At 64.5% G+C, this 21,218-nt stretch carries 17 protein-coding genes; 6 read left to right on the top strand and 11 right to left on the bottom strand.

Going from position 1 to position 21,218, the window contains the following annotated elements:
* Positions 1-11: 11 nt before the first annotated feature.
* A complete protein-coding gene (locus V3H56_RS14810; RefSeq protein ID WP_042729331.1) occupies positions 12-650 on the bottom strand; it encodes a response regulator transcription factor in 639 nt (212 codons plus the stop codon).
* Positions 650-1,906: a sensor histidine kinase gene (locus tag V3H56_RS14815; RefSeq protein WP_047737922.1), complete on the bottom strand. Its 1,257-nt coding sequence runs from the start codon at positions 1,904-1,906 to the stop codon at positions 650-652. Before V3H56_RS14815 ends, V3H56_RS14810 begins: the two co-directional genes overlap by 1 nt.
* A gap of 409 nt (positions 1,907-2,315) precedes the next feature.
* Here V3H56_RS14815 and V3H56_RS14820 point away from each other — a divergent pair, with 409 nt between their 5' ends.
* The 6 genes from V3H56_RS14820 (at position 2,316) to V3H56_RS14845 (ending at position 7,544) form a co-directional block, all read left to right on the top strand.
* Positions 2,316-3,500, top strand: coding sequence for an ABC transporter substrate-binding protein (locus tag V3H56_RS14820; RefSeq protein ID WP_338473515.1), 1,185 nt, complete (start codon positions 2,316-2,318; stop codon positions 3,498-3,500).
* Positions 3,501-3,527: 27 nt separating this feature from the next.
* Positions 3,528-4,517: a YVTN family beta-propeller repeat protein gene (locus tag V3H56_RS14825; protein ID WP_042729328.1), complete on the top strand. Its 990-nt coding sequence runs from the start codon at positions 3,528-3,530 to the stop codon at positions 4,515-4,517.
* A complete protein-coding gene (locus V3H56_RS14830) occupies positions 4,514-5,245 on the top strand; it encodes an ABC transporter ATP-binding protein (RefSeq protein WP_042729327.1) in 732 nt (243 codons plus the stop codon). The genes V3H56_RS14825 and V3H56_RS14830 overlap by 4 nt, the downstream gene beginning before the upstream one ends.
* Positions 5,242-6,033, top strand: a complete 792-nt coding sequence (locus V3H56_RS14835) for an ABC transporter permease (RefSeq protein WP_338473516.1) — start codon at positions 5,242-5,244, stop codon at positions 6,031-6,033. The genes V3H56_RS14830 and V3H56_RS14835 overlap by 4 nt, the downstream gene beginning before the upstream one ends.
* 258 nt (positions 6,034-6,291) lie before the next feature.
* A complete protein-coding gene (locus V3H56_RS14840; RefSeq protein WP_047737916.1) occupies positions 6,292-6,825 on the top strand; it encodes a PQQ-dependent catabolism-associated CXXCW motif protein in 534 nt (177 codons plus the stop codon).
* Between the two features lie 53 nt (positions 6,826-6,878).
* Positions 6,879-7,544: a response regulator transcription factor gene (locus V3H56_RS14845; RefSeq protein WP_338473517.1), complete on the top strand. Its 666-nt coding sequence runs from the start codon at positions 6,879-6,881 to the stop codon at positions 7,542-7,544.
* 158 nt (positions 7,545-7,702) lie between these two features.
* On the opposite strand, the gene nahK is transcribed toward V3H56_RS14845, so the two are convergent.
* The 9 genes from nahK to V3H56_RS14890 form a co-directional block, all read right to left on the bottom strand.
* A complete protein-coding gene (nahK, locus tag V3H56_RS14850; RefSeq protein WP_338473518.1) occupies positions 7,703-10,345 on the bottom strand; it encodes a hybrid sensor histidine kinase/response regulator NahK/ErcS' in 2,643 nt (880 codons plus the stop codon).
* Complete coding sequence (nosP, locus tag V3H56_RS14855) at positions 10,275-11,432, bottom strand: nitric oxide-sensing protein NosP (protein ID WP_042730214.1); 1,158 nt, start codon at positions 11,430-11,432, stop codon at positions 10,275-10,277. Before nosP ends, nahK begins: the two co-directional genes overlap by 71 nt.
* A 208-nt stretch (positions 11,433-11,640) precedes the next feature.
* Complete coding sequence (locus tag V3H56_RS14860; protein ID WP_338473519.1) at positions 11,641-12,168, bottom strand: nitrous oxide reductase accessory protein NosL; 528 nt, start codon at positions 12,166-12,168, stop codon at positions 11,641-11,643.
* A gap of 30 nt (positions 12,169-12,198) precedes the next feature.
* The gene (locus V3H56_RS14865) at positions 12,199-13,029 is read right to left on the bottom strand and encodes an ABC transporter permease subunit (RefSeq protein WP_338473520.1); all 831 of its coding nucleotides are present in this window, start codon (positions 13,027-13,029) and stop codon (positions 12,199-12,201) included.
* Positions 13,026-13,943, bottom strand: coding sequence for an ABC transporter ATP-binding protein (locus V3H56_RS14870; protein WP_042730211.1), 918 nt, complete (start codon positions 13,941-13,943; stop codon positions 13,026-13,028). Before V3H56_RS14870 ends, V3H56_RS14865 begins: the two co-directional genes overlap by 4 nt.
* Entirely contained in the window at positions 13,940-15,259 is a 1,320-nt protein-coding gene (locus V3H56_RS14875; protein WP_042730210.1) for a nitrous oxide reductase family maturation protein NosD, read from the bottom strand. Before V3H56_RS14875 ends, V3H56_RS14870 begins: the two co-directional genes overlap by 4 nt.
* Before the next feature lie 26 nt (positions 15,260-15,285).
* Complete coding sequence (gene nosZ, locus V3H56_RS14880; protein ID WP_047737914.1) at positions 15,286-17,214, bottom strand: TAT-dependent nitrous-oxide reductase; 1,929 nt, start codon at positions 17,212-17,214, stop codon at positions 15,286-15,288.
* 54 nt (positions 17,215-17,268) lie between these two features.
* Positions 17,269-19,419, bottom strand: a complete 2,151-nt coding sequence (locus tag V3H56_RS14885) for a NosR/NirI family protein (RefSeq protein ID WP_047739526.1) — start codon at positions 19,417-19,419, stop codon at positions 17,269-17,271.
* Between the two features lie 176 nt (positions 19,420-19,595).
* On the bottom strand, positions 19,596-21,059 hold the full coding sequence (locus tag V3H56_RS14890) for a hypothetical protein (RefSeq protein ID WP_338473521.1): 1,464 nt from the start codon (positions 21,057-21,059) through the stop codon (positions 19,596-19,598).
* Between the last annotated feature and the right edge of the window lie 159 nt (positions 21,060-21,218).

The following is a 21,218-nucleotide window of genomic DNA, read 5'->3' on the forward strand; positions in this document are numbered from 1 at the left end:
GAGGTCGGCTGTCACCCCGCCACCCGCACCACCCCCAGGTCGATCCCCAGGTGCACCAACTCGGCGTGAGAGCTGACCTGCAGCTTGCTCTTGAGCAGCGTCAGGTGGTTGGAGACGGTCTTGGCGCTGATGCACAACTGCTCGGCAATCGTGCGCGCCGGGGTGCCCTTGGCAAGCATGACGAAGATTTCCAGCTCGCGCTGGGTCATGCATTGCAGGCGCGGGTCGACGGCGTGCCGGGAGCTGGCGCAGGCCAGCTGCGTCGCCAGGGACTGTTCGATGTAGGCATGTCCGGCCAGCACCCGGCGGACCGCTTCCACCAGCACCTGGGGCGCCGAATTCTTGGTCAGGTAGCCCGCCGCGCCGGCGTCCAGGGCCTGGCGCACCAACGGCAGTTCGTCGTGCATGCTGAAAAACAACACCCGCAGTTGCGGCAGGCGCTGGCGCAGGCGCCGGGTGGTTTCCAGCCCGCTGATGCCCGGCAGGCCAAAGTCCATGATCACCAGGTGAGGCAGTTGTTCCTGGACCAGGTTCAGCGCCTCCTCCCCGGTGGCCGCCTCCCGCACCTGCAAGTCCGGCATCAGTGCCCGCAACAGGCTGGCATAGCCCTGCCGAACCACCGCATGATCATCCACCAGCAAAATGTTCATCAGCCCTCCAGAGGCATGTTCAAGGCCAGCGCCCAACCGTCGCCGGGCTGGCTGATAATGCGCAACTCGCCGCCGAGGCTGCGGGCCCGCTCCATCATCGAATGCAGGCCCACGCCAGCGCGCGGCGGCTGCTTCGCACCGCGGCCGTTGTCACGCACCAGCAGGCGCAGGCGCCCAGCCCGGTGTTGCAGGCGGATCCGCACCCGCGTGGCGCCTGCGTGCCGGGCCACGTTGGTCAACGCTTCCTGCAACAAGCGATACAGATGAGTCTTGTCCGCCCCCGGCAACGCCGGCAGCGCTTGATCGATGTGCACCTGGCAAGCGATGCCCTGGTTCTTCTGCCATTGCCCGGCGAGCAAGCCGACGGCTTCGTGCAACGACAAGTGCTGCAAGACCACCGGGTACAGGTCATGCACCAGCGCGCGGAACCCCTGCTGCAAATGCTCGCAGTGTTCCTCCAACTGACCGACCGTCTGCTCCAGCACCGGTGGCTGGTCCAGCACCAGGCGCAGCAGGCAGGCCCGAGCGCGAATGCCCGCCACATACTGGCCCAGGTCATCGTGCAGGGTCTGGGCCAGTTGGGTGCGCTCCTGCTCCTGCACGGCCAACAGCGCCTGGGTGAGCCGGGCATTGTCGGCCTGGGCCTGGGCCAGCGCGGCGGTCATCCGGTTGAAATGCCCGGCCAGTTGCTGGGCTTCAGGCACGCCTTCGGCCGGCAGGCGCACGTGCAAGTTCCCGGCTGACACCTGGCGCAGCGCATCGAGCAACTCATCCAGCAGGCGCATGCCCTGGCGCACCGCCCAGCGAATCACCAACAGGCTGACCAACAGAGCCAGGGCGCAGACGCCCAGCAGTTGCACCAGCGAGTCGAGGATCTCATCGATTTCGTCCCGAGGATCGACCGCAATCCAGGCCCGTCGACCGTCCCGCAGGTCCACCACTTGAGGGGCGGGCCCATCCTCCAGCAACCGCTGGCCGAGCCAGTCCTTGAGCCCGGCGTCGGGGTCGGCCGGAAACTGTTCCCCCGGCGCCAACCAACGGACGCGGACGTGGCGCAGGCTACCGGTGAGTCGCGGTTGCAGGCTGGCCGGGTCGCGTTCGGCGGTTTCGCGCAGGTAATGCACCACCGACCCGGCCGATTGCAGTTCGCGCTGCACATCGGCGACGGCCTGGTGCAACAGCAGCGTGGCGCAGGCCAGGGTCACCAGGGCGAAGAACACCGTGACCCAGAGATTGATTCGCCAGAGGGCTGACATGGTTAGTGGCCTGTTGTCGGAACTGACGCACAACCTTCATGCACGCCACAGCTCCTTTGTGGGAGCGGGCTTGCTCGCGAAAGCGATGGGTCAGCTTGCATCGGCATCGACAGGACTGCCGCCTTCGCGAGCAAGCCCGCTCCCACAGAGGGTTGTGGGTGTTTGCTGGTTTTGTGCTTGCCAGCCAACCGATCAACCCCGATCAAACTCAGGATCAGCAGAAACGGCAACAGCAGCGCTTTGATAATCCGCATGGTCTGTCCCCTTCTGGTCAATGACGATTGCCTGCATGCTAAAACCCCGGCACCCGCGGCGGGTTACTACCTTGGTACTGGCCCGGCGGTACTTTCTGCATATTTCCCCCGGCCCACCGGCTTCCTATGCTGGCGCTACCTGCAATGGAGGTGGTATGCGCCGGCTCGTCAGTTACGCCTTGATTCCCTTGCTGGCAACGGCCAGTGGCTGGCTGCCGGGCGTCATCCAGGCTGCTGAGAACACGCCCTTGCAAGTGCGCATCGGTTACCTGGGCTATCGCCCCGACCCAGGGCCATTGCTGTCCAACGTGATCGCCGAACCCACCGACGCGGGGCTGCGCGGCGCCGAACTGGCGGTGATCGACAGCAACAGCACCGGGCGTTTCCTGAAGCATGACTACCGCCTGGAAAGCGCCCAGGTCGACACCCCCGAAGCCCTGCTGCAGGCGGCCCGCGTCCAGCATGAACAGGGCTTGCGGCTGTTCGTGGTGAATGCACCGGCGGCGAGCCTGCGCCAGCTCAGCGCCGCGCTGCCCGACAGTCTGATCTTCAACGCCGGCAGCCCCGACGACAGCCTGCGCACCACCGACTGCCTGGGCAACGTGCTGCACAGCCTGCCCGACCGGGCCATGCTCGCCGATGCGCTGATGCAGTTCAGCGTGGTGCGCAAATGGCAGCGGGCGCTGTTGATCGTCGGCCAGACCGCCGACGACCAGGCCTACGCCGCGGCCCTGCGCCGGGCGATGAAGCGCTTCGGAATGAAAATCGTCGCCGAAAAGGCCTGGCAGTTCGACAACGACCAACGCCGCAGCGCCCAGGCCGACATGCCGCTGTTCACCCAGGCCGCCGAGTACGACGTGGTGCTGGTAGCCGATGAGCGCGGCGATTTTGGCGAATACCTGCCCTACCAGACCTGGTACCCGCGCCCGGTCGCCGGCACGCAGGGGCTGACCCCCACCGGCTGGCACAAGACCGTGGAAACCTACGGCGCCGCCCAGTTGCAAAAACGCTTCGAGAACCTGGCCGGCCGCTGGATGAACGACCGCGACTTCGCGGCCTGGATCGCCGTGCGCAGCATCGCCAGCGCGGTGAGCAAACTGCGCCAGGACGACCCCTTTGCCATCCGCCAACTGGCCCTGGGCGACCAATTGCCCCTGGACGGTTTCAAGGGCCGTAAACTCAGCTACCGCCCCTGGAACGGCCAACTGCGCCAACCGATTCCCCTGGTCCAGCCGCGAGCGCTGGTCAGCACTTCGCCCCAAGAGGGCTTCCTGCACCCCACCAATGAAATGGACAGCCTGGGCTACGACCAGCCCGAAGTGAGCTGTCGCTACCCCTGATCGCACACAACAATAAGGAAAACCGCCATGCGCCGCCCGCTGTTCCAACCGACCCTGCTCTGCCAGGTTCTCGCCCTCGGCGCTGTGTTGCTCGCCGCCGGCCCGGCCGCCGCCAGCATCGCCTGGGTCTCCAACGAAAAAGACAACAGCCTGAGCCTGATCGACATGCAGAGCCTGGAGGTCATCGAGACCCTGCCGGTGGGCCAGCGCCCCCGCGGCCTGCTGCTGTCCCACGACAATCGGCTGCTGTACATCTGCGCCAGCGATTCGGACCGGGTCCAAGTGATGGACGTGGCCACCCGCAAGATCATCAAGGAACTGCCCTCCGGCAAGGACCCCGAGCAATTCGCCCTGCACCCCAACGACCGCTGGCTCTACGTCTCCAACGAGGACGACGCGCTGGTAACAGTGATCGACACCCAGACCTCCCAGGTGCTGGGCCAGGTTGGCGTCGGGGTCGAGCCCGAAGGCATGGCCGTCAGCCCCGACGGCAAGTGGGCGGTCAACACCAGTGAAACCACCAACATGCTGCATTGGATCGACACCAGCACCCAGACCCTGGCCGACAGCACCCTGGTGGACCAGCGGCCGCGCTTCGTCGAATTCAGTCGCGACGGCACCCAACTGTGGGCCTCGGCGGAAATCGGCGGCACCCTGACGATACTCGACGTCGCCACACGTCAGGTGCTCAAGACCCTGACGTTCCAGATCAAGGGCGTGCACCCGGACAAGGTCCAGCCGGTGGGCATCAAGCTCAGCGCCGACGGCAAGTACGCGTTCGTCGCCCTCGGTCCGGCCAATCATGTGGCGGTGATCGACGCGAAGACCTTCGAAGTGCTCGATTACCTGCTGGTGGGCCGGCGGGTCTGGCAACTGGCGTTCACCCCGGACCAACGCCAATTGCTGGCAACCAATGGCGTGAGCGGCGATGTCTCGGTGATCGACGTTGAGAGCCGCAAGGTGCTCAAGTCGGTGAAAGTCGGGCGCTACCCCTGGGGCGTGGTGGTGACGCCATGAACGCGCTGGAGGTCAGCGACCTGAGCTTCGCCTACGGTGCGCGCGAGGCCCTCCGGCAGGTGAACTTCAGCCTGCCGGCCGGGCATTTCGCGGCATTGCTGGGCCCCAACGGCGCCGGCAAGTCCACGCTGATTGCCTTGCTCACGCGCCTGTACGATGTGCAGCGCGGAGACATCCGCGTCGGCGGTCATTCGTTGCAGGCCTCGCCCCGTCCGGCGTTGCGGCAACTGGGCGTGGTGTTCCAGCAAAGCACCCTCGACCTGGACCTCAGCGTCGAACAGAACCTGCGTTATCACATCGCCCTGCATGGCTGGTCGCGGCGCCAGGGCGCCACCCGGATCGACGCCGAATTGGCGCGCCAGCACCTGACCGAGCGGCGCCACGAACGGGTGCGCGACCTCAATGGCGGTCATCGGCGCCGCGTGGAAATCGCCCGAGCGCTGCTGCACGAGCCGCGCCTGCTGTTGCTCGACGAACCGAGTGTCGGCCTCGACCCGGCCAGTCGCCTGGCCCTGGGCGAACACATCCGCCAGTTGTGCCGGGTACAGGGTATCAGCGTGCTGTGGACCACCCACTTGCTGGACGAAGTGCAACCCAGCGATGACCTGTTGATCCTGCACCAGGGCCGCCTGGTCGCCCGCGGCCGCGCCGACAGCGTCAGCCAGGCCCATGGCGGCACCCTGGGCTCGGCCTTCAGCCGATTGACCGCTGCAGGAGCTGCGTCATGAACGCCTATTGGCAATGTTTCAGCGGCATCGTCATGCGCGAATGGTTGCGCTTCGTGCTGCAACGCACCCGCCTGCTCAGTGCCCTGGTGCGCCCGTTGCTGTGGCTGCTGGTGTTCGCCGCCGGCTTTCGCGCGGCCCTGGGCATCGCGATCATCGCCCCCTACGACACCTACATCCCCTACGAGGTGTACATCGTGCCCGGGCTGGCCTGCATGATCCTGTTGTTCAATGGCATGCAAGGTTCCTTGTCGATGGTCTACGACCGGGAAATGGGCAGCATGCGCGTGCTGCTGACCAGCCCCCTGCCCCGGGCCTTCCTGCTGGCGAGCAAGCTTGTGGCAACGTCGCTGATCTCGCTGCTGCAGGTCTATGCCTTTCTCGCCATTGCCTGGTTGTACGGCATCCAGCCGCCGGTCATGGGCCTGCTGCTGGCATTGCCGGCCCTGCTGCTGGTGGCGCTGATGCTCAGTGCCCTGGGCCTGCTGCTGTCCAATGCGATCCGGCAACTGGAGAACTTTGCCGGGGTGATGAATTTCGTGATCTTCCCGATGTTCTTCCTGTCCTCGGCGTTGTACCCGCTGTGGAAAATGCTCGAGGCCAGCCCCTGGTTGTATTGGCTCTGTGCGCTGAACCCGTTCACCCATGGGGTGGAGCTGGTGCGCTTCGCGTTGTACGAGCAATTCAATCCGCTGGCGCTGGGGGTGTGCGCCGGCCTGACGCTGGTGTTCGCCCTGCTGGCGGTGTGGACGTTCAACCCCCAGCATGCGGCGCTGCGCAAGGCGGGTTGATCGGCTCACGCCAATCCCTTGTGGGTGGACTCCTGTGGGAGCGAGCTTGCTCGCGATAGCGGTAGTTCAGTCAACATTAGAGATGACTGACAAACCGCCATCGCGAGCAAGCTCGCTCCCACAGGGTTTGTGTACCCCTGCATAGGCACAGCGCCTATCCGAAATTACGACTTTAGTACTGGTTTTCCTGTCTATGGTCGCATTCACAAGACCTCGACCCTGGCATGTAATGGGCGCATAACAAAAAGGATAAATCCTATGCCCCGTTTGCTGGCCATGGTCTTGCTGGGCCTGGCGCTGAATGCCGCGCAGGCCGACACGCTGCTGTTTTCCCCGCAGGGCTACCGCATTGCCCAGTACCGCAGCCCGACGCCGAGCACCGTCGACGGCGCCCAAACCCTCGACACCCCCGCCCTGCAGCACCTGCTCGAACAGGATCCGCCGCCGGTGCTGGTGGACGTCTACCGGCGGCCCTGGCTCCAGGGACGCTTCATCGACAATGAACCTCACGCCAACCTGCCCGGCAGCCTGTGGCTGGCCAATACTGGCGACGGTGAACTGGAGCCGGCCTGGCAGGACTACTTCAGCCGCCACCTGCGCGACGCCACCGCCGGACGCCTGGAGCAACCACTGGTCTTTTATTGCCGCTCCGATTGCTGGTTGAGCTGGAACGCGGTAAAACGCGCCGCCGCCATGGGCTATAAGCATCTGTACTGGTATCGCGATGGCCTCGATGCCTGGGAGGCAGCCAACCTGCCCCTGCAAGCGGCCCGCCCCCAACCTTTTCCCTGATCCTGAATGCGTGCACCTGCTCCAGCCACAACACAATAACGAGGTGAATGGCCATGTATAAAATTCTGATAGCCGACGATCACCCACTGTTTCGCGAAGCCATCCACAACGTCATCAGCGACGGTTTTCCCGGCAGCGAGGTCATGGAAACCGCCGACCTGGACAGTGCCCTGGCATTGACCACCGAACACGACGACCTGGACCTGATCCTGCTGGACCTGAACATGCCCGGCATGCACGGGCTCAATGGCCTGATCAACCTGCGCAACGAGGCCCCCACCATTCCCGTGGTGATCGTCTCGGCCGAACAGGACAAGCAGGTGGTGCTGCAAGCCATCACTTATGGCGCGGTGGGGTTCATCACCAAATCCTCGCCGCGCTCGCAAATGACCGACGCCATCGAGCAGATCCTCAACGGCAACGTCTACCTGCCGCCAGACATCATCCGCACGCAGAAAAGCCCGACGGGCCGCCGCCTGAACGAAACCCCGGCCTTCCCCGCCGAACTGCTCCAGGCCCTGACCCGCAAGCAGCTGCTGGTGCTCGAACGCATGACCAAGGGCGAGTCGAACAAACAGATCGCCTACACCCTGGACATCGCCGAAACCACGGTCAAGGCCCACGTCTCGGCGATCCTGCGCAAACTCAACGTGCACAACCGAGTGCAGGCGATCCTCAGCGCGGGGGATATTGATTTTGGGGCTTATCTGCGGCGTTGATGCTGTTCGAACCCTAAACATGCCGGTTGTGGCGAGGGGATTTATCCCCGCTGGGGCGCGAAGCGGCCCTAAAAACGGCAACTCGGTACACAAGATGGAACCAGGGGCTGCTTCGCAGCCCAACGGGGATAAATCCCCTCGCCACAGTGAGGTTCTACCTAGTGGCTCTGGCCCCCGCCTAACAAGTGGCTCATCGCAATCTTCAGCTTCATCGGGCGCACCGGCTTATGCATCAGGGTGTGGCCGCGCTCGCGGATCTGCTGCTTGAGTTCGTTGCTGTAATTGGCGGTAATCATCATGGCCGGGATCGGTGCCGGGCGCCGGGCGTTGATCCGGGCCACCGCGTCGACGCCGTTCTGGTCGTGGTCCAGATGATAGTCGGCGATCAGCAGATCGGCGCCGGCGGGGTCGTCGTCCATCTGGCGCGCCAGGTCCTGCTCCGACAACGCCGTCGTCACCTGACAGCCCCAGCCTTCCAGCAAGGTGCGCATGCCGGCACAGATCGCCGCATCGTTGTCCAGCACCCAGACCCGGGCACCGCGCAGGCGCCCCAGCATCGGTTCGCTCATGTCCGGGCACGGCAACGGCTTGGGCGCCGTGGCGCTCAGGGGCACGTCGATGGCGAACATCGAGCCCTTGCCCGGCCACGAGCGCACCTGAATCCGATGCCCGAGGATCCCGGCAATTTTCTCGACGATCGCCAGTCCCAGGCCCAACCCTCGGTCCTGGTTGGGCCGCTGCACATCGCCGCGCTTGAACTCCTGGAAAATTTCCTCGAGCCGGTCTTCGGCGATGCCGATGCCGCTGTCCCAGACCTGGATCGACACCTGCCCACGATGCCGTCGGCAGCCCAGCACGATGCGCCCGCTGGGGGTGTAGCGAATGGCGTTGCTCAACAGGTTGCGCAGGATCCGCGCCAGCAACTGCATGTCACTGCGCACCAGCACCGAACAGCCGACAAAGTGCAGCGCCAACCCCTCGCTGCGGGCCACCTGGGCATACTCGGCCGCCAGGTTGTCGAGCAGTTCGCTCAGGCCGAACGGCGCGACATCGGCCTTGATCACGCCGGCGTCCAGCTTGGAGATGTCCACCAGGGTGCCGAGCAAGTTCTCGACGTCTTCCAGTGAATTGCTCACATTGCGCACCAGGTGCGCGTTGGCGACCGGCTCGCGGCGCTCCAGCAACGCGCTGGTGAACAGCCGCGCGGCGTTGAGCGGTTGCAACAGGTCATGGCTGACCGCGGCGAGGAACTTGGTTTTCGACAAGTTGGCCTGCTCGGCCTCTCGCTTGGCCTCGCGCAGGCGCACTTCCACCCGGCTGCGCTCATCGATTTCACGCAGCAACTGGTCGTTGAGGCACGTCAGTTCGGCGGTGCGTTCCTGGACCCGCTGTTCCAGGTTCTGATAAGCCTGGTGCAGTGCCTCGGCCGTGCGGCGGCGTTCGGTGATGTCGCGGATGAGCACGAAGATCCCCACCACTTCACCGTTGGCCAGGCGGTTGGGCACGTAGGAGCGCAGCATGTAGCGCTCCTGGTTGTTGATGTTGGTTTCGGCGAACTCGAACGTCACGCTTTCGCCCGCCAGCGCGCGGGCCACGTAGGCTTCCAGGCGCTGGTAATGCTGCTCGCTGTGGGCCTCGCGCAGGCTCTGGCCGAGCATCACGCCACGGGGCCAGCAGTACCACTGCTCGTAGACTTTGTTGGTGAATTCATAGACCAGGTCAGCGTTGAGGTAGGCAATCAGCGCTGGCACGTGGTCGGTGATCAAGCGGATCCAGCGCTCGCTTTCGCTCAGTGCCTCGGCATGCTGGTAGCGCTCGGTGATGTCGGTGAACGTATTGACGTAGCCACCAGTGGGCAGCGGATGGGTGCGGATCTCCAGGACCCGGCCGTCCGACAGGCGCTGTTCGCATTCGTGGACCGAGCGGCCATTGCTGTCGCGGCTGGCCGGGGTCAGCAATTGCAGCTCGGAGTCGCCAATCACTTCGCTGAACGAACGATGGGCCGCCACGGGAGCCAGGCCGCTGAGTTCGAGGAAGCGCCGGTTCCACAGCTCCAGCACACCCTGGGCATTGACCATCGCCACGCCCTGGGACAGGTTGTCCACGGCCCGTTGCAGCAGGTGGGACTTCTGTGCGATGGCTTGCTCGCGACGCACGGTTTCACTGAGCTTGACGTCGGTGATGTCGGTGAACAGCATCACCCGCCCGCCTTCCTGGGTCGGCCGCTCGCTGACCTGCAGCCAGCGACCGTTCTGCATGCGGTACAGCACGTGCTCGTCGGCCTGCCCCCGCGGCTCCTCGCTGAACAGGCCGTTGGCGGTCATCAGGCGCTTGACCTCGCACAGGCGCATCCCGGCGATGATGCGCACCCGGCTGTGGGCCCAGAAAGCCTTGAAGCGGCTGTTGAACAGGACGATGCGCTGCTGCGCGTCGAACAGCACGAACGCATCGGAGATGCTCTCGATGGCGTCGATCAGGTGCCGATGGGCGGTTTCCGCCCGCAACCGCGCCTCGCCCAGCAGGTGATTGCCGGCCTTGAGCTCGGCCATGGCCTGGTTCAGCGCATCGGTGCGTTCGCGCACTTGTTCGGCCAGCACCACCGAATGCTGGAACGCCGCGTACGGGTCGTTGCCACGGGTCACCCCGGACTCCACGCGTTCGATCAGCGCCGCGTTGATCCGCCGCAGCTTGCGGTTCTCGTGTTCGAGGTTGGCCAGTTGGGCCTGCAGCTCAGCGATGGCCGGGGGCGCGATGACGGGCAATGGCAACTCCGGTGAACGTCTGGTTGATGTGCATGCCATTGAACTGTTCTCCATAGGTGTTGAACCCCAGCACCCGCTGTTCGCGCAGGAATTGGCCGATCTGCTCCAGGCCGCCGCGGTCTTCGAGCTCCAGGCGCCTCAGGAAACAATCGCAGCCGATGGTCAGCAGCACGTCGCCAAGCCGCGCCTGCAAGCCGTCGAACAGGGCCTGCAGGTTGTCCAGCAACGGCCCTGGCGTCATCGCCGTGAGGACGATGCCGTTCTCCACCGCACAATAGAAACTCAGGCTCAGGTCCGGGTGCACCTGCTGGATCGCCCGCACGTAGTACTGGTCGTTGATGCGCACCGCCAACGGATGTGCCGCGAACACCCGGTAATCGAGGGCACTCACCGGCACGCCGATATGCCGGGCGTACTCCTCGGCGGCGGGCTCGGCGTTGAGTTCGTAGACCCGTCGCGAGGCGCTGTCGGCGCCGGTCACCACCAGTTTTTCTTCCCGGGGCAGGATGTGGTGGGTGGTGAAGACCTCGAATTCCAGCCAGGTATTGATCAGCACCACCACCGCCGCGCCGCTGTGGAACTGGCCTTCGAAGTACACGTGGGTGTGGGTCAGGTGGTTGTCGTCGCCGGCCGAACCGCCGAAATGCGGGATGTCTCCCAACGCTGCGCTCAAGGCCGCCAGGACCATTTCTTCGCGACTGGACAGGCCGTCGAGCAGGGTCAGCGCAAAACTGTGGCCCTTGATCGGCGCCAGGGCGTTGCTGCGACACCCGCCGGCCAGACGCTCGACCATCTGCTGGGCGTCGATCAGGCTAAAGTGCTCCATTTCGCCGATCAGCTCGGCGGCGATGGAAAAATGCCGGTGGTCGAATCCCACCGCCGTCACACAATTGCGCCCGTAGCCCTGGGGGGTGATTTCACCCGCGCTGGTGCAACCCACCAGGCGAATCCCGCCAAAGCTCTGGGACAGTGCCTGACCGAGGGCCGGCAGGTCGTAGGCGGCGGAACAGAAAAACAGCACGAAACCCAGGTGCGGGTGCAACAACTGCCGCGCCAGCGCCTGGGCCACTTCCTGGACATCCGTCGCCGCGGACATGGCGCTGACCACGCCTTCTGCCTGCTGCATTTACGCCTCCGGCGGGTGCGTGATAGGGACCTTGAGTGTACGAAGATAGGCCGGGGCGACGAATGCTACTTGGGTAGTGGGTGGACGCTTCGATGGGATGAGACGACGGCGGCAAGCCCTTCGAGAGCGTGGCGAGGGCGCTTGCTCGCTCGCCACGACTGCCGTGCAGCTCATTGTCGTGCCGCACGATTCACGTGCTACACCAACTTCAGTGACTCATCGACGACATACCTCCCGCCTGCCCCAGCACCTTCTGGTCGATGTCCTCCAGGCGCAGGACCTGGCCGCCGGTCTCGGTAGCCAGCTTCTGCGCGGCCTGGGCTTCGGCGAACGAGGCCAGGACGACGCCCATGGCGCCCTTGAGCCCGGAGCCGACCACGAAATAGGCGCTGCGGGCGTCGATCAGGTGCGCGTCATCCGGGCTGTCCCAGTGGCTGCGGCCCATGTCATGGACGAGCAACTTGACGTCGGCCCGATGGTTTTCCGGTTGCAGCCACCAGCCGAGCATTTCCGCCGGGGAGCAGAACTTTTTCACCCCATCGGCCCCGACCGCCGCGCCCTTGGGCCCAGGAAAATCGGTGATGACCATGCCGCATACATGGCACTCGTCACTGCGATGGAACGCCAGCGGCGCCTCGCCGGCCGCTGGCGGCACGGCCTGGTCACACGCCACCAGTGCCAGGCACACCAGCATCCCGGCCAGCAGGCGGCTCGCCTTGGAATTCACCCTGTTCATCGTTGCAGGCTCCTTATCAAGATCAGACATTCACGGGCACCGGCGCTGGAACAGCCGATAGGCCAGCCACAACGGCACGGCCATCCACACCACCAGGCACATCCACAGCCCGGGCGCCGATACCGGCAGATCGCTGCCCAGGGTCAGCACGGCGGCGCCGTGGGTGGCCGAATCGAATCCGGACAGGTTGATCAGCCGATAGACATCGGTGGGGTTGAACAGCAGCAGCCATGGCAACAGTTGCGGGTTGAAGCGCCCTTCGCTCAGCACCAGCAGCGCCAGCAACGCCAGGTCGAACACCAGTACGAAGAAGAACCACACCCCCAGGGCCAACCCGGCGGCGGTGGATTTCTCCGCCGACAGGCAGCTCAGTACATAGGCCAGGCCGAGGAACACCCACCCCAGCAGCGTGCTGGACACCATGAAGCGCCCAAAAGCCCAGAGCAGCAGGCTCAGTTCGACGTCATCCACCAACAGGGCAATGGCAAGTATCGCGCAGCCGAAACCGATGAACGTCGCCAGGGCCAGGATCAGGCCGTGTCCGACGAACTTGCCCAGCAGCAACTGACCGCGCCCCAACGGGTAGGTCAGCAACAGCAGCAAGGTGCCGCTTTCGTCCTCGCCGACGATGGCGTCATAGGCCAGCAGCAAGGCGATCAGGGGCATCAGGAAGGTCGCCAGGCTCGACAGGCTCGCCACCGTCGCCGGCACCGAGGTGAAGCCCAACTGCCCCGACGCCGCGGCGCCCAGCCAGGCGATACCAATGGCCAGCACGGCGAACAGCAGACTGATCGCCAACAACCAGCGATTGCGCAGGCCGTCGCAGAACTCCTTGCGGGCCATGGTCTGGATCGGGTTCATTGATGGGCCTCCTCGCTGGCTGCACGGACCATGTAATGGCGGTACAAGTCCTCCAGGGACGGCGGCTTGATCTCGACGTCGGTCGGGTTGTGCTGCGCCAGCAGTTGGCGCAACAGTGCGAGCTTGCTGCCGTCCGGCGCCGACACTTGCAAGCCCTCGGCGCCCCAGCCCTGGGTGACATGCCCTTCGCTGCGCCAGTGCTGCTGCAACTGCTCGGCGCGGGCCAGGCCCGAGGCCCGGATCAGGGTCGGCAGACCGGCGTCCTTGCGCAGCCGGGCCAGGCTGCCCAGGGCCAGCAGGCGCCCGCGGGTGAGGATCGCGGCGCGGTTGATGTGGGCCTCGACCCCCGGCAGGACATGGGAGCAGAGAATGATGCTGGTGCCCTGCCAACGCAGGCGATCGAGCAGCTGATAGAGGTCTTGGGTGGCGATGGGGTCCAGGCCCACGGTGGGCTCGTCCAGCAGCAACAACCGCGGCTGGCCGAGTAATGCCTGGGCCAGCCCGAGGCGCTGGCGCATGCCCTTGGAATAAGTCCGCACCCGGCGCCGGGCCGCGTCCGCCAGGCCCACCTCCTCCAGCAACCGTTCGACCTGCTCCGGCGCCGCGCCCTTGAGCCGGGCAAAATGACGCAACGTCTCCAACCCGCTCAACTGCGGATAGAACATGACGTTCTCCGGCAGGTAGCCGAGCAGGCGTCGCACACTCGGGTCGCAGGGCTCGCGCCCGAAGACCCGCACCTGGCCCTCGCTGGCCCGCAGCAAGCCGAGGATCAACTTCATGGTGGTGGTCTTGCCCGCACCGTTGTGCCCGAACAGGCCGAGCACTTCGCCCTGGGCCAGGTTCAGGTTCAGCCCGTGCAGCACGGCAACGTCGCCATACTGCTGGCTGACGCCTTCGATCTCGACGACGTTCAAGACGCGTCCTCCTGAGCCCTGTTGCGTGGTGGGGGTTGGACCGGCGCCGCCATCAGCGGATGGCTGTCCAGCACCCCGGGGGATTTCATCACCGGGAAGGCTCGCTGTACCCAGCGCAGCAATTCGATGCCCGGACTGTTCATCAACAGCCGCACCTGCGGGTACAGCCACAGCAGGCGGTCGACGTTGTCGTTGGGCTCGTAGACCACATCTCCCAGGCCGTCGCCATTGCGATCCCACCCCAGGTAGTCACTCCAGTAGTTGCCGCGCCCGTCTGCCGACCACTCCTGCAGGCGGGTGGCGACGTACTTGACCTGGCGCTGGTTATGGACGAAGGCATTGCCGGCGATGCGGTTGTCCTCCGAGCCGGCGGTCAAGTGGATGCCCACCGCACTGCGCTCGAAATGATTGCCTTCGATGCGATTGAACAATGAGTTGTAGATGAACAGGGCCTTGCCCTCGGCACCGACGATCATGGTGTCGCCGGTGGACCCGTCGCGCACGTCGGTGACGACGTTGTCGCGCAGGGTTGAATAGGTGATGTAGTTCATCAGGATCCCGTAGTTCTGGTCCTGTTCGGAGCGATTGCCGATGACCGTCAACTGGCGGCTCTGCATCAGCGCATAACCGGTGCGGGTCCGCCGGGTGACGTTGTCCAGCAGGCGGTTATCGTTGGCGAACATGTAATGCACGCCGTAGCGCAGGTCCTCCAGGACATTGCCCTGGAGCAGGTTGCCGTTGGAGGTGTCGATGTAGATGCCGTCGCGGGTGTCGCGCACCTGGTTGCCGATGACCTGGGCCCCGTGGACCGCATACAGGTGGATGCCGTTGCCCCGGTCCTGGGAACGCAGGCTGGCGTCGCCCTGGATGCGATTGTCGATCAGGCTGACGTCCCGTGTGCCATCGACCCAGATACCGAAGCCCTGGCCCTGCATCCGGTTGCCACGTACCACCGCTCCCTGGGCGACAGGCTTGATGAACACCGCGGCGTTCATCGCCGTCAGGTCATGGCCCCAGTCCAGGAACGTACAACCCTGGATGCGCACGTTCGGCGCCTGGATGATCACGCCGTTGCCCTCGCCCTGCCCCAGGAATACCGCATCCGGCGCACAGGTGAGGGTCATCGGCTGATCGACGCTGAACGAGCCCCGGTACTGCCCCGCCGGCAGGCGCCATTGCTGGTCGCCCTCGGCCTGCAAGGGCAGGTCGGTGATCGGCTGCGGCGCGCCGAACGCGCCGCCCGATAACAGGCCCAGCATCAGCGCAATGACCGGTTGGCACGCGCGGCCCGTGGGTTGCTGCGGTTTCCCGGCCATTGGGCCTGTCTCCTCGTTCGGCCGACTCAGGCTTTTTCAACCAGCATGCGACCGACCATCTCCATGTGCAGGGCGTGACAGAACCAGCTGCAGTAGTACCAGTGCAGGCCGGCCTTGTCGGCGGTGAAGGTGATGGAGGACGTCTGCTGCGGGCTGATTTCCATGCTCACGCCGTGGTTGGTCATGACAAAGCCGTGGGACACGTCCTCGATCTGGTCGATGTTGGTGATGGTGACCGTCACTTCGTTGCCCTGCTTGACGGTGAATTCGGTCAAGCCGTAGGCCGGCGCCATCGACGTCATGTACACCCGCACCTGGTTGCCATCGCGGATGACCTTGTTGTCGGTCTCCAGGTTGATACCGTCCTTTTTCGCCAGTGCCACCGTCTCGGCGAAGAACGGGTCGTTGCGGTTCCAGATTTTCTGGGTCTTGATCTGGTCGCGCCGGGCGAGGATGCAATCGTGGGGTTCGGCGAAGGCCGGGCCGTCGTGCACCAGCTTCATTTCTTCGCCGGAGATGTCGATCAACTGGTCGTTCTCCGGGTGCAGCGGCCCGGTAGGCAGGAAGCGGTCCTTGGAGAACTTGCACAGCACCACCAGCCACTTGCCGTCCGCCTCGCTGGTCTCGGTCAGGGACGCATGGTTGTGCCCGGGTTGGTACTGCACGTCGAGTTTCTGCTTGATGTAGTTGACCTTCTCGCCCTTGTAGGCGCGGATGGCCTCGTCCATGTTCCACTTCACCACCTGGCTGTCGATGAACAAGGTGGTGTAGGCATTGCCGCGCCCGTCGAAGGTGGTGTGCAGCGGCCCCAGGCCCAGTTCCGGCTCGGCGACGATCACTTCCCGAGGGTCTTTGTAGCGGCCTTCGAACAGGTCATCCAGGCGGTCGATGGCAATCATCGAGACAGTCGGCGACAGCTTGCCGTTGGCGATGAAGTACTTGCCGTCGGACGAGGTGTTGCAGCCGTGGGGGTTCTTCGGCACCGGGATGTAGCGAGTGAATTCAGAGTCCTTGCCGTCGGTCTTGCGACCATCGACCACCGGCACCTTGGAGCCGTCCAGGGTGATGAACTTGCCGGCCTTGATCGCCGCCTCGATCCGCGGGATGTTGAACACCACCACCCAGTCGCGCTCGTTGCGCATCATGCCGCCCAGGTCGTAGGCCTTCTCGGAGTTGTAGCAGGTGCTGGCGGCGTATTTGCCGGTGTAGTCGGCATCGGAGTTATCCAGGTTGCCGTCGACGATCACCTGGAACGCCATTTCCATTTTCTCGGCATCGATGGCGTTGAACATCGTGAAGCTGTTCTTGTCCTGCAGGTCGAAGGTATGGCCATCGTTGGGATGCGGGATCACGAACTCGGCGTTGGCGAACACGTACTTGGTGTAGGGCACCTTTTGCAGGCGCAGGCCGTGGATCGCCTGCACGTTGGGCACGGTGAGGATCTTGTCGCACTTCATGATGTCCAGGCGAATGCGCGCGATCCGGGAGTTGGCCTTGTCGTTGATGAACAGGTACTTGCCGTCGTACTTGCCGTCGGTCATGGAGATGTGCGGGTGGTGGCAGTCACCGTTCTTGTACTTGGCGCTCTCCCCCAGGATGCGCTTGCTTTCGTTGGTCAGGCCCCAACCGGTGGCCGAGTCGACGTTGAACACCGGGATGCGCATCAGCTCGCGCATCGACGGCACGCCCAGCACCCGCACTTCGCCTTGGTGACCGCCGCTCCAGAAGCCATAGTATTCGTCCAGTTCGCCGGGGCCGACATGGACCTTGGACTTGGCCTCCTTGGCTTCCTTGGCGGCCGCCGCCCATGACTCCCGGGTGAAAGTCCCGGCGCCCAGCGCCGTGGCACCGGCCAGCACGGCGCCGGTGACCGCACCGGTGCCGAGAAAACTGCGCCGGCTCACGCCCCGCGGTTCTTCCACCACGTCCGGCGTGGCGTTTTTCTTGTCGCTCATGCTGTGTGCTCCATCAAGAATGAAAGGGTCAGGGGGCGGGTTTTTCCAGGTGCCTCAAGGCGCCGGGGTCACCTGCACCACGGGAATCAATTGGGGGTCGGCCACCGCGGCCTTGCCGCGTTTCTTGCGCTTGTTGATCAACGGCGGGCATTTGTTTTCGTTGTGCCAGGTCATCTGGCAATCGAGGCAGTAGTGGCACTCGTTGGCGTTGATGCGACCGTCGGGATGAATCGCCTGGATCTCGCATTCCTTGGCGCACAACTGGCAGGGGTTGCCGCACTCCTTGCGGCGCTTGAGCCAGTCGAACAGGCGCAGGCGTGTCGGCATCGCCAGGGCCGCGCCCAGCGGGCAGACATAACGGCAATAGACTTTGCGCGTGAACAGGTTGACCACCAGCAGGCCCAGGGCATACGCCACGAACCACCACTGGCGGTCGAACCGCAGGGTGACGGCGGTCTTGAACGGCTCGACTTCGGCCAGGCGTTCAGCGGTGGCCATCGACTCCAGCGAAACGCCGAACAGCACCAGCAAAATGATGTACTTGAGCGCCCACAACCGTTCGTGGACCGCGAATGGCAGTTCGTACTGGGGCACCTTGAATTTGCGCGCCAGCTCGTTGATCAACTCCTGCAACGCACCGAACGGGCACAGCCAGCCGCAGAACACCCCACGTCCCCAGAGCAGGATGCTGGCGGCGGTGAACACCCAGAGGATGAAGATCAGCGGGTCGGTGAGGAACAGCTCCCAGCGGAAGCCTTCGAACAGGGCATGGACGAAGGTCAGCACGTTGACCACCGACAATTGGGCCAGGGCGAAGCCGCCGAGAAACACCACGGTGAACACCAGGTAGCCGCGGCGCACCCAATGCAGCAGGGTCGGCCGCCGGGCCAGAGCGTCCTGGAAGAACAGGATGACGGTCAGCACCAGCAACGCCGCCCCCAGCAGGCTGATCTCCAGACTTTTCTGGTACCACAGCGTCAGCCACATCGGCCGGCTGGCCTCCTGCGCCGCAGCCAGTTGTTCGGCGCTGGGCAACGGCCGTTCCAGGTAGGCTTCGGGCAGTTGATAGGCCAGCTCGAAGCTGCTGAACGTACCGCTGACCGGCCCGGTCTGGCGGCGCACCAGCAACTCCAGGCTCCAGGGCGCGCCGGGGTCGAAGCGATGGGTGGCGCGGATGATGAAAATCGCCATTTCATCGAAGGCCGGCATGTCGTCGGCGGCGACATCGTCCAGGCGCTGGAAGTCCAGGTCGCGGAAGCTGATGGTGTCGCCGAACTGGCGCAGCACCACCCGATCGAAAATCCCGCCGCGCACATAACCCGACCCTTTGAACGAGTAGCGCCCGCTGCCCATGACCGCGATGGCCTGCTCGCCCGGCTTGAGTTCGCTCATCAGCGTGCGGTATGGGCCCTCGCCCAAGAGGTTGCGGCCGATGGTGGGCGGGTTGAGGTGGGTCACGTACAAGTCGATGAAGGTGTCGTCGGCCTGCTCGGCGCTGGCGACTTCCACCTGCTCGGCCTCGGTGCCCTTGAACGAGGCGTCGACCTGGCCCCGCGTCAGGTGCAGGCGACGCACCGCGCCGCTGCCGGTCAGCGTCGCCCAGTCGGCGGGTTCGAAGTTGTCCTCACGCACGCGGGCCGGTGCCACCGTCAACCCGGCGTTGCCCTTGACCAACCCCAGGGCAACCGCGACATCGTGGGCGGCGCGCATGATCACCTCGTTGACCACCATCGCCGTCACGGTGGCGCCGGCAATGGCATCCACCGTCACCGCATTCGGGTCACTGGAGTGCCCCACCACCACTCGCTGGCTGACCTTGACGCCGCTGTAGCGCGCGCTGAAGGCGTGGAGTTTTTCTTCGGCGATGCCGATCAACAGGATCGGCTCATGGTGTTCGAGCACGTAGGCGTCGAGGATCACACCGGCCGGATCGAGGATGACCTGCACGTTGATTGGCTTGCCCGAATAGGCCGGGATGTCCACCACGTCGAGGCTTTGGAACACGTAGCCTACGACCTTGCCCGCCGCCGACAGCGTGCGCACCTTGTAGGGGCCTTCAGGCTCGGAGATCGCGTCGCTCTGGCCCAGCACATGGTGGATGCGCTGCTGCTGGATGTCCCCGTAGTCCTTGGCCTGGGCGAGGCCCGCGAACAACAGCAGGAAAACCAACAGGCCACCCAGCCAGTGGCGGAACAGGTGCAGCATCGCAAAGGAAGGGGTCATGGACGCCAGGGCTTAGGACAGGATCTTGGCGAACATCCTAGGGGCCAACCTTTTTTTGGCCCTTGATTGAAATCAACTTGCTACAAAAGCGCTGTCGGAAGCCTGCGTGCGAAGCCCCCCAGTGCACCAGGCCCATCCCCTACAGCGAGCAAGCCCCCTCAATGCAACCCATAGGCGTAAATCCCCAGGTCATTGTTGTCGTACCAATTGCCCTTGGCCCAGAACACTCGATCCTGGCCCGGCTGGAAACCCAGCACCCCCAGGTAGCCGTCCACATTCAGCTTGTGCCAGGAACCGCCCCAGTCCGTGGAGTAAAACACCCCGTCCGCGGAAATGCTGGCGTCCGACCACCAGTAGAGCCAACGCGGTGGGTGATGCTCGCTGCTGGTGTTGATCAGCAAGGTGTTTTGCCCGACCCAAAAGTTATCGCCGCGCAAGCGGCTGTCCGAGGCCAGGGGCGCAAACACGCTGGGCAACTCGCCCGTGGGGCGCCAGTTCAGTGTGCCGGTGTCCAACTCGGCTACGACGTCCTGGCCCTGATGCCCCTGGTCGATCAGGCCAAACACCCGCCCGGCCTCGTTCTGCGCCAGTGCATCGATAAACAGGTTGTCGTCACGCTGCCTGGCCACCATCTGCCACTTCCCGGCCTGGCGTTGCAACTCGGCCCGCGTCGTGACATTGACCGCGACGTTGTCGCTTTTGCCATCCGGATGACTGCCCCAAAAACGTTGGGACAACCAGATGAACGCGCGCTGCCCATCGACCTGAATGACGTGACCACGGATTTCGCCCCGATCCTCCGAGTCGGTATGCCACTGCACGACGTCAGGTCGCTGGTCATGGGCGTACTGGGCGCTCACCAGCAGCGATTCGGCGATGACGATCGGGGTGCTGGTTGCGCCGCGATCGGCCGAATAGAACACGCCGGTAGCAATGCCACCGGGCACCTCTGCGTCCATCGCGCTCAACGAGCCCCAGGCCCACACTTCATCCGATCCGTGAAAATAAGGATCGAGGCTCCAGGCCACCTGATCGGCCTCGGCGAAGAAACCTTGCTTCAACCCTGTCCACTGCTTGCCCTGGTCATCGCTGCGCAGGACAACCGTCTGCCGCGGACCGTCAGTGGTCCACGCGTCGGGCCGGTCCAGGCCGGTGAGCAGGAACAGGCTGGCGCCATCGGGACTGGCGACCAGGCACGCGGCGCCGCTGACATGGGCTACCAGTTGGAACTGCCCCTGGGCGTCGAGCCGTGAGATGAATGAGGTTTCTGTCTCCCGCGCCGAGAAAACGCTGAAGGCGCTAGCGTCCTGCGCGGCCTCGATCTCCTTCGGTTTGCCGTAGACCACGGTGTCCAGGTTCACGACCTCGGCCGCAGGCTCCAACATTTGCGCATCGCCTTCCAGGCGCCCGACCAGCCAGGTGCCTTTCGGGGTCGCGACCACGCCCGTGCAATACTGGCTCATCGCCCGCTGGCGGGTGTCTTTCACGGCGCCCACGTCTTGCCGGCCTGGGCTGTCGCCGCCCCAATCCAGCTTGGCGCTGGTGATCGTCCACATGTACCACAGCGCCGCGGCGGCCAGCAGGGCAACAAACAGTTGAGTCAGAAGCTTCGATCGAGGCATGGGAGGTCCGTATCCTGGGAAAACTGGAAATGCTTTTCTCATCTCCCGGGGCCCGAGTAAATTTTTATCGCACGAGAACGGTTGAACCCGGTCGCATTATTGTCAGGGCTGTGACTCAGGTTGCATTCTTCAGCCGATCCATCACGCCACGTCACAAAA

The sequence above is a fragment of the Pseudomonas sp. MS646 genome, from assembly GCF_036693845.1.
GTDB lineage: Bacteria > Pseudomonadota > Gammaproteobacteria > Pseudomonadales > Pseudomonadaceae > Aquipseudomonas > Aquipseudomonas chlororaphis_E.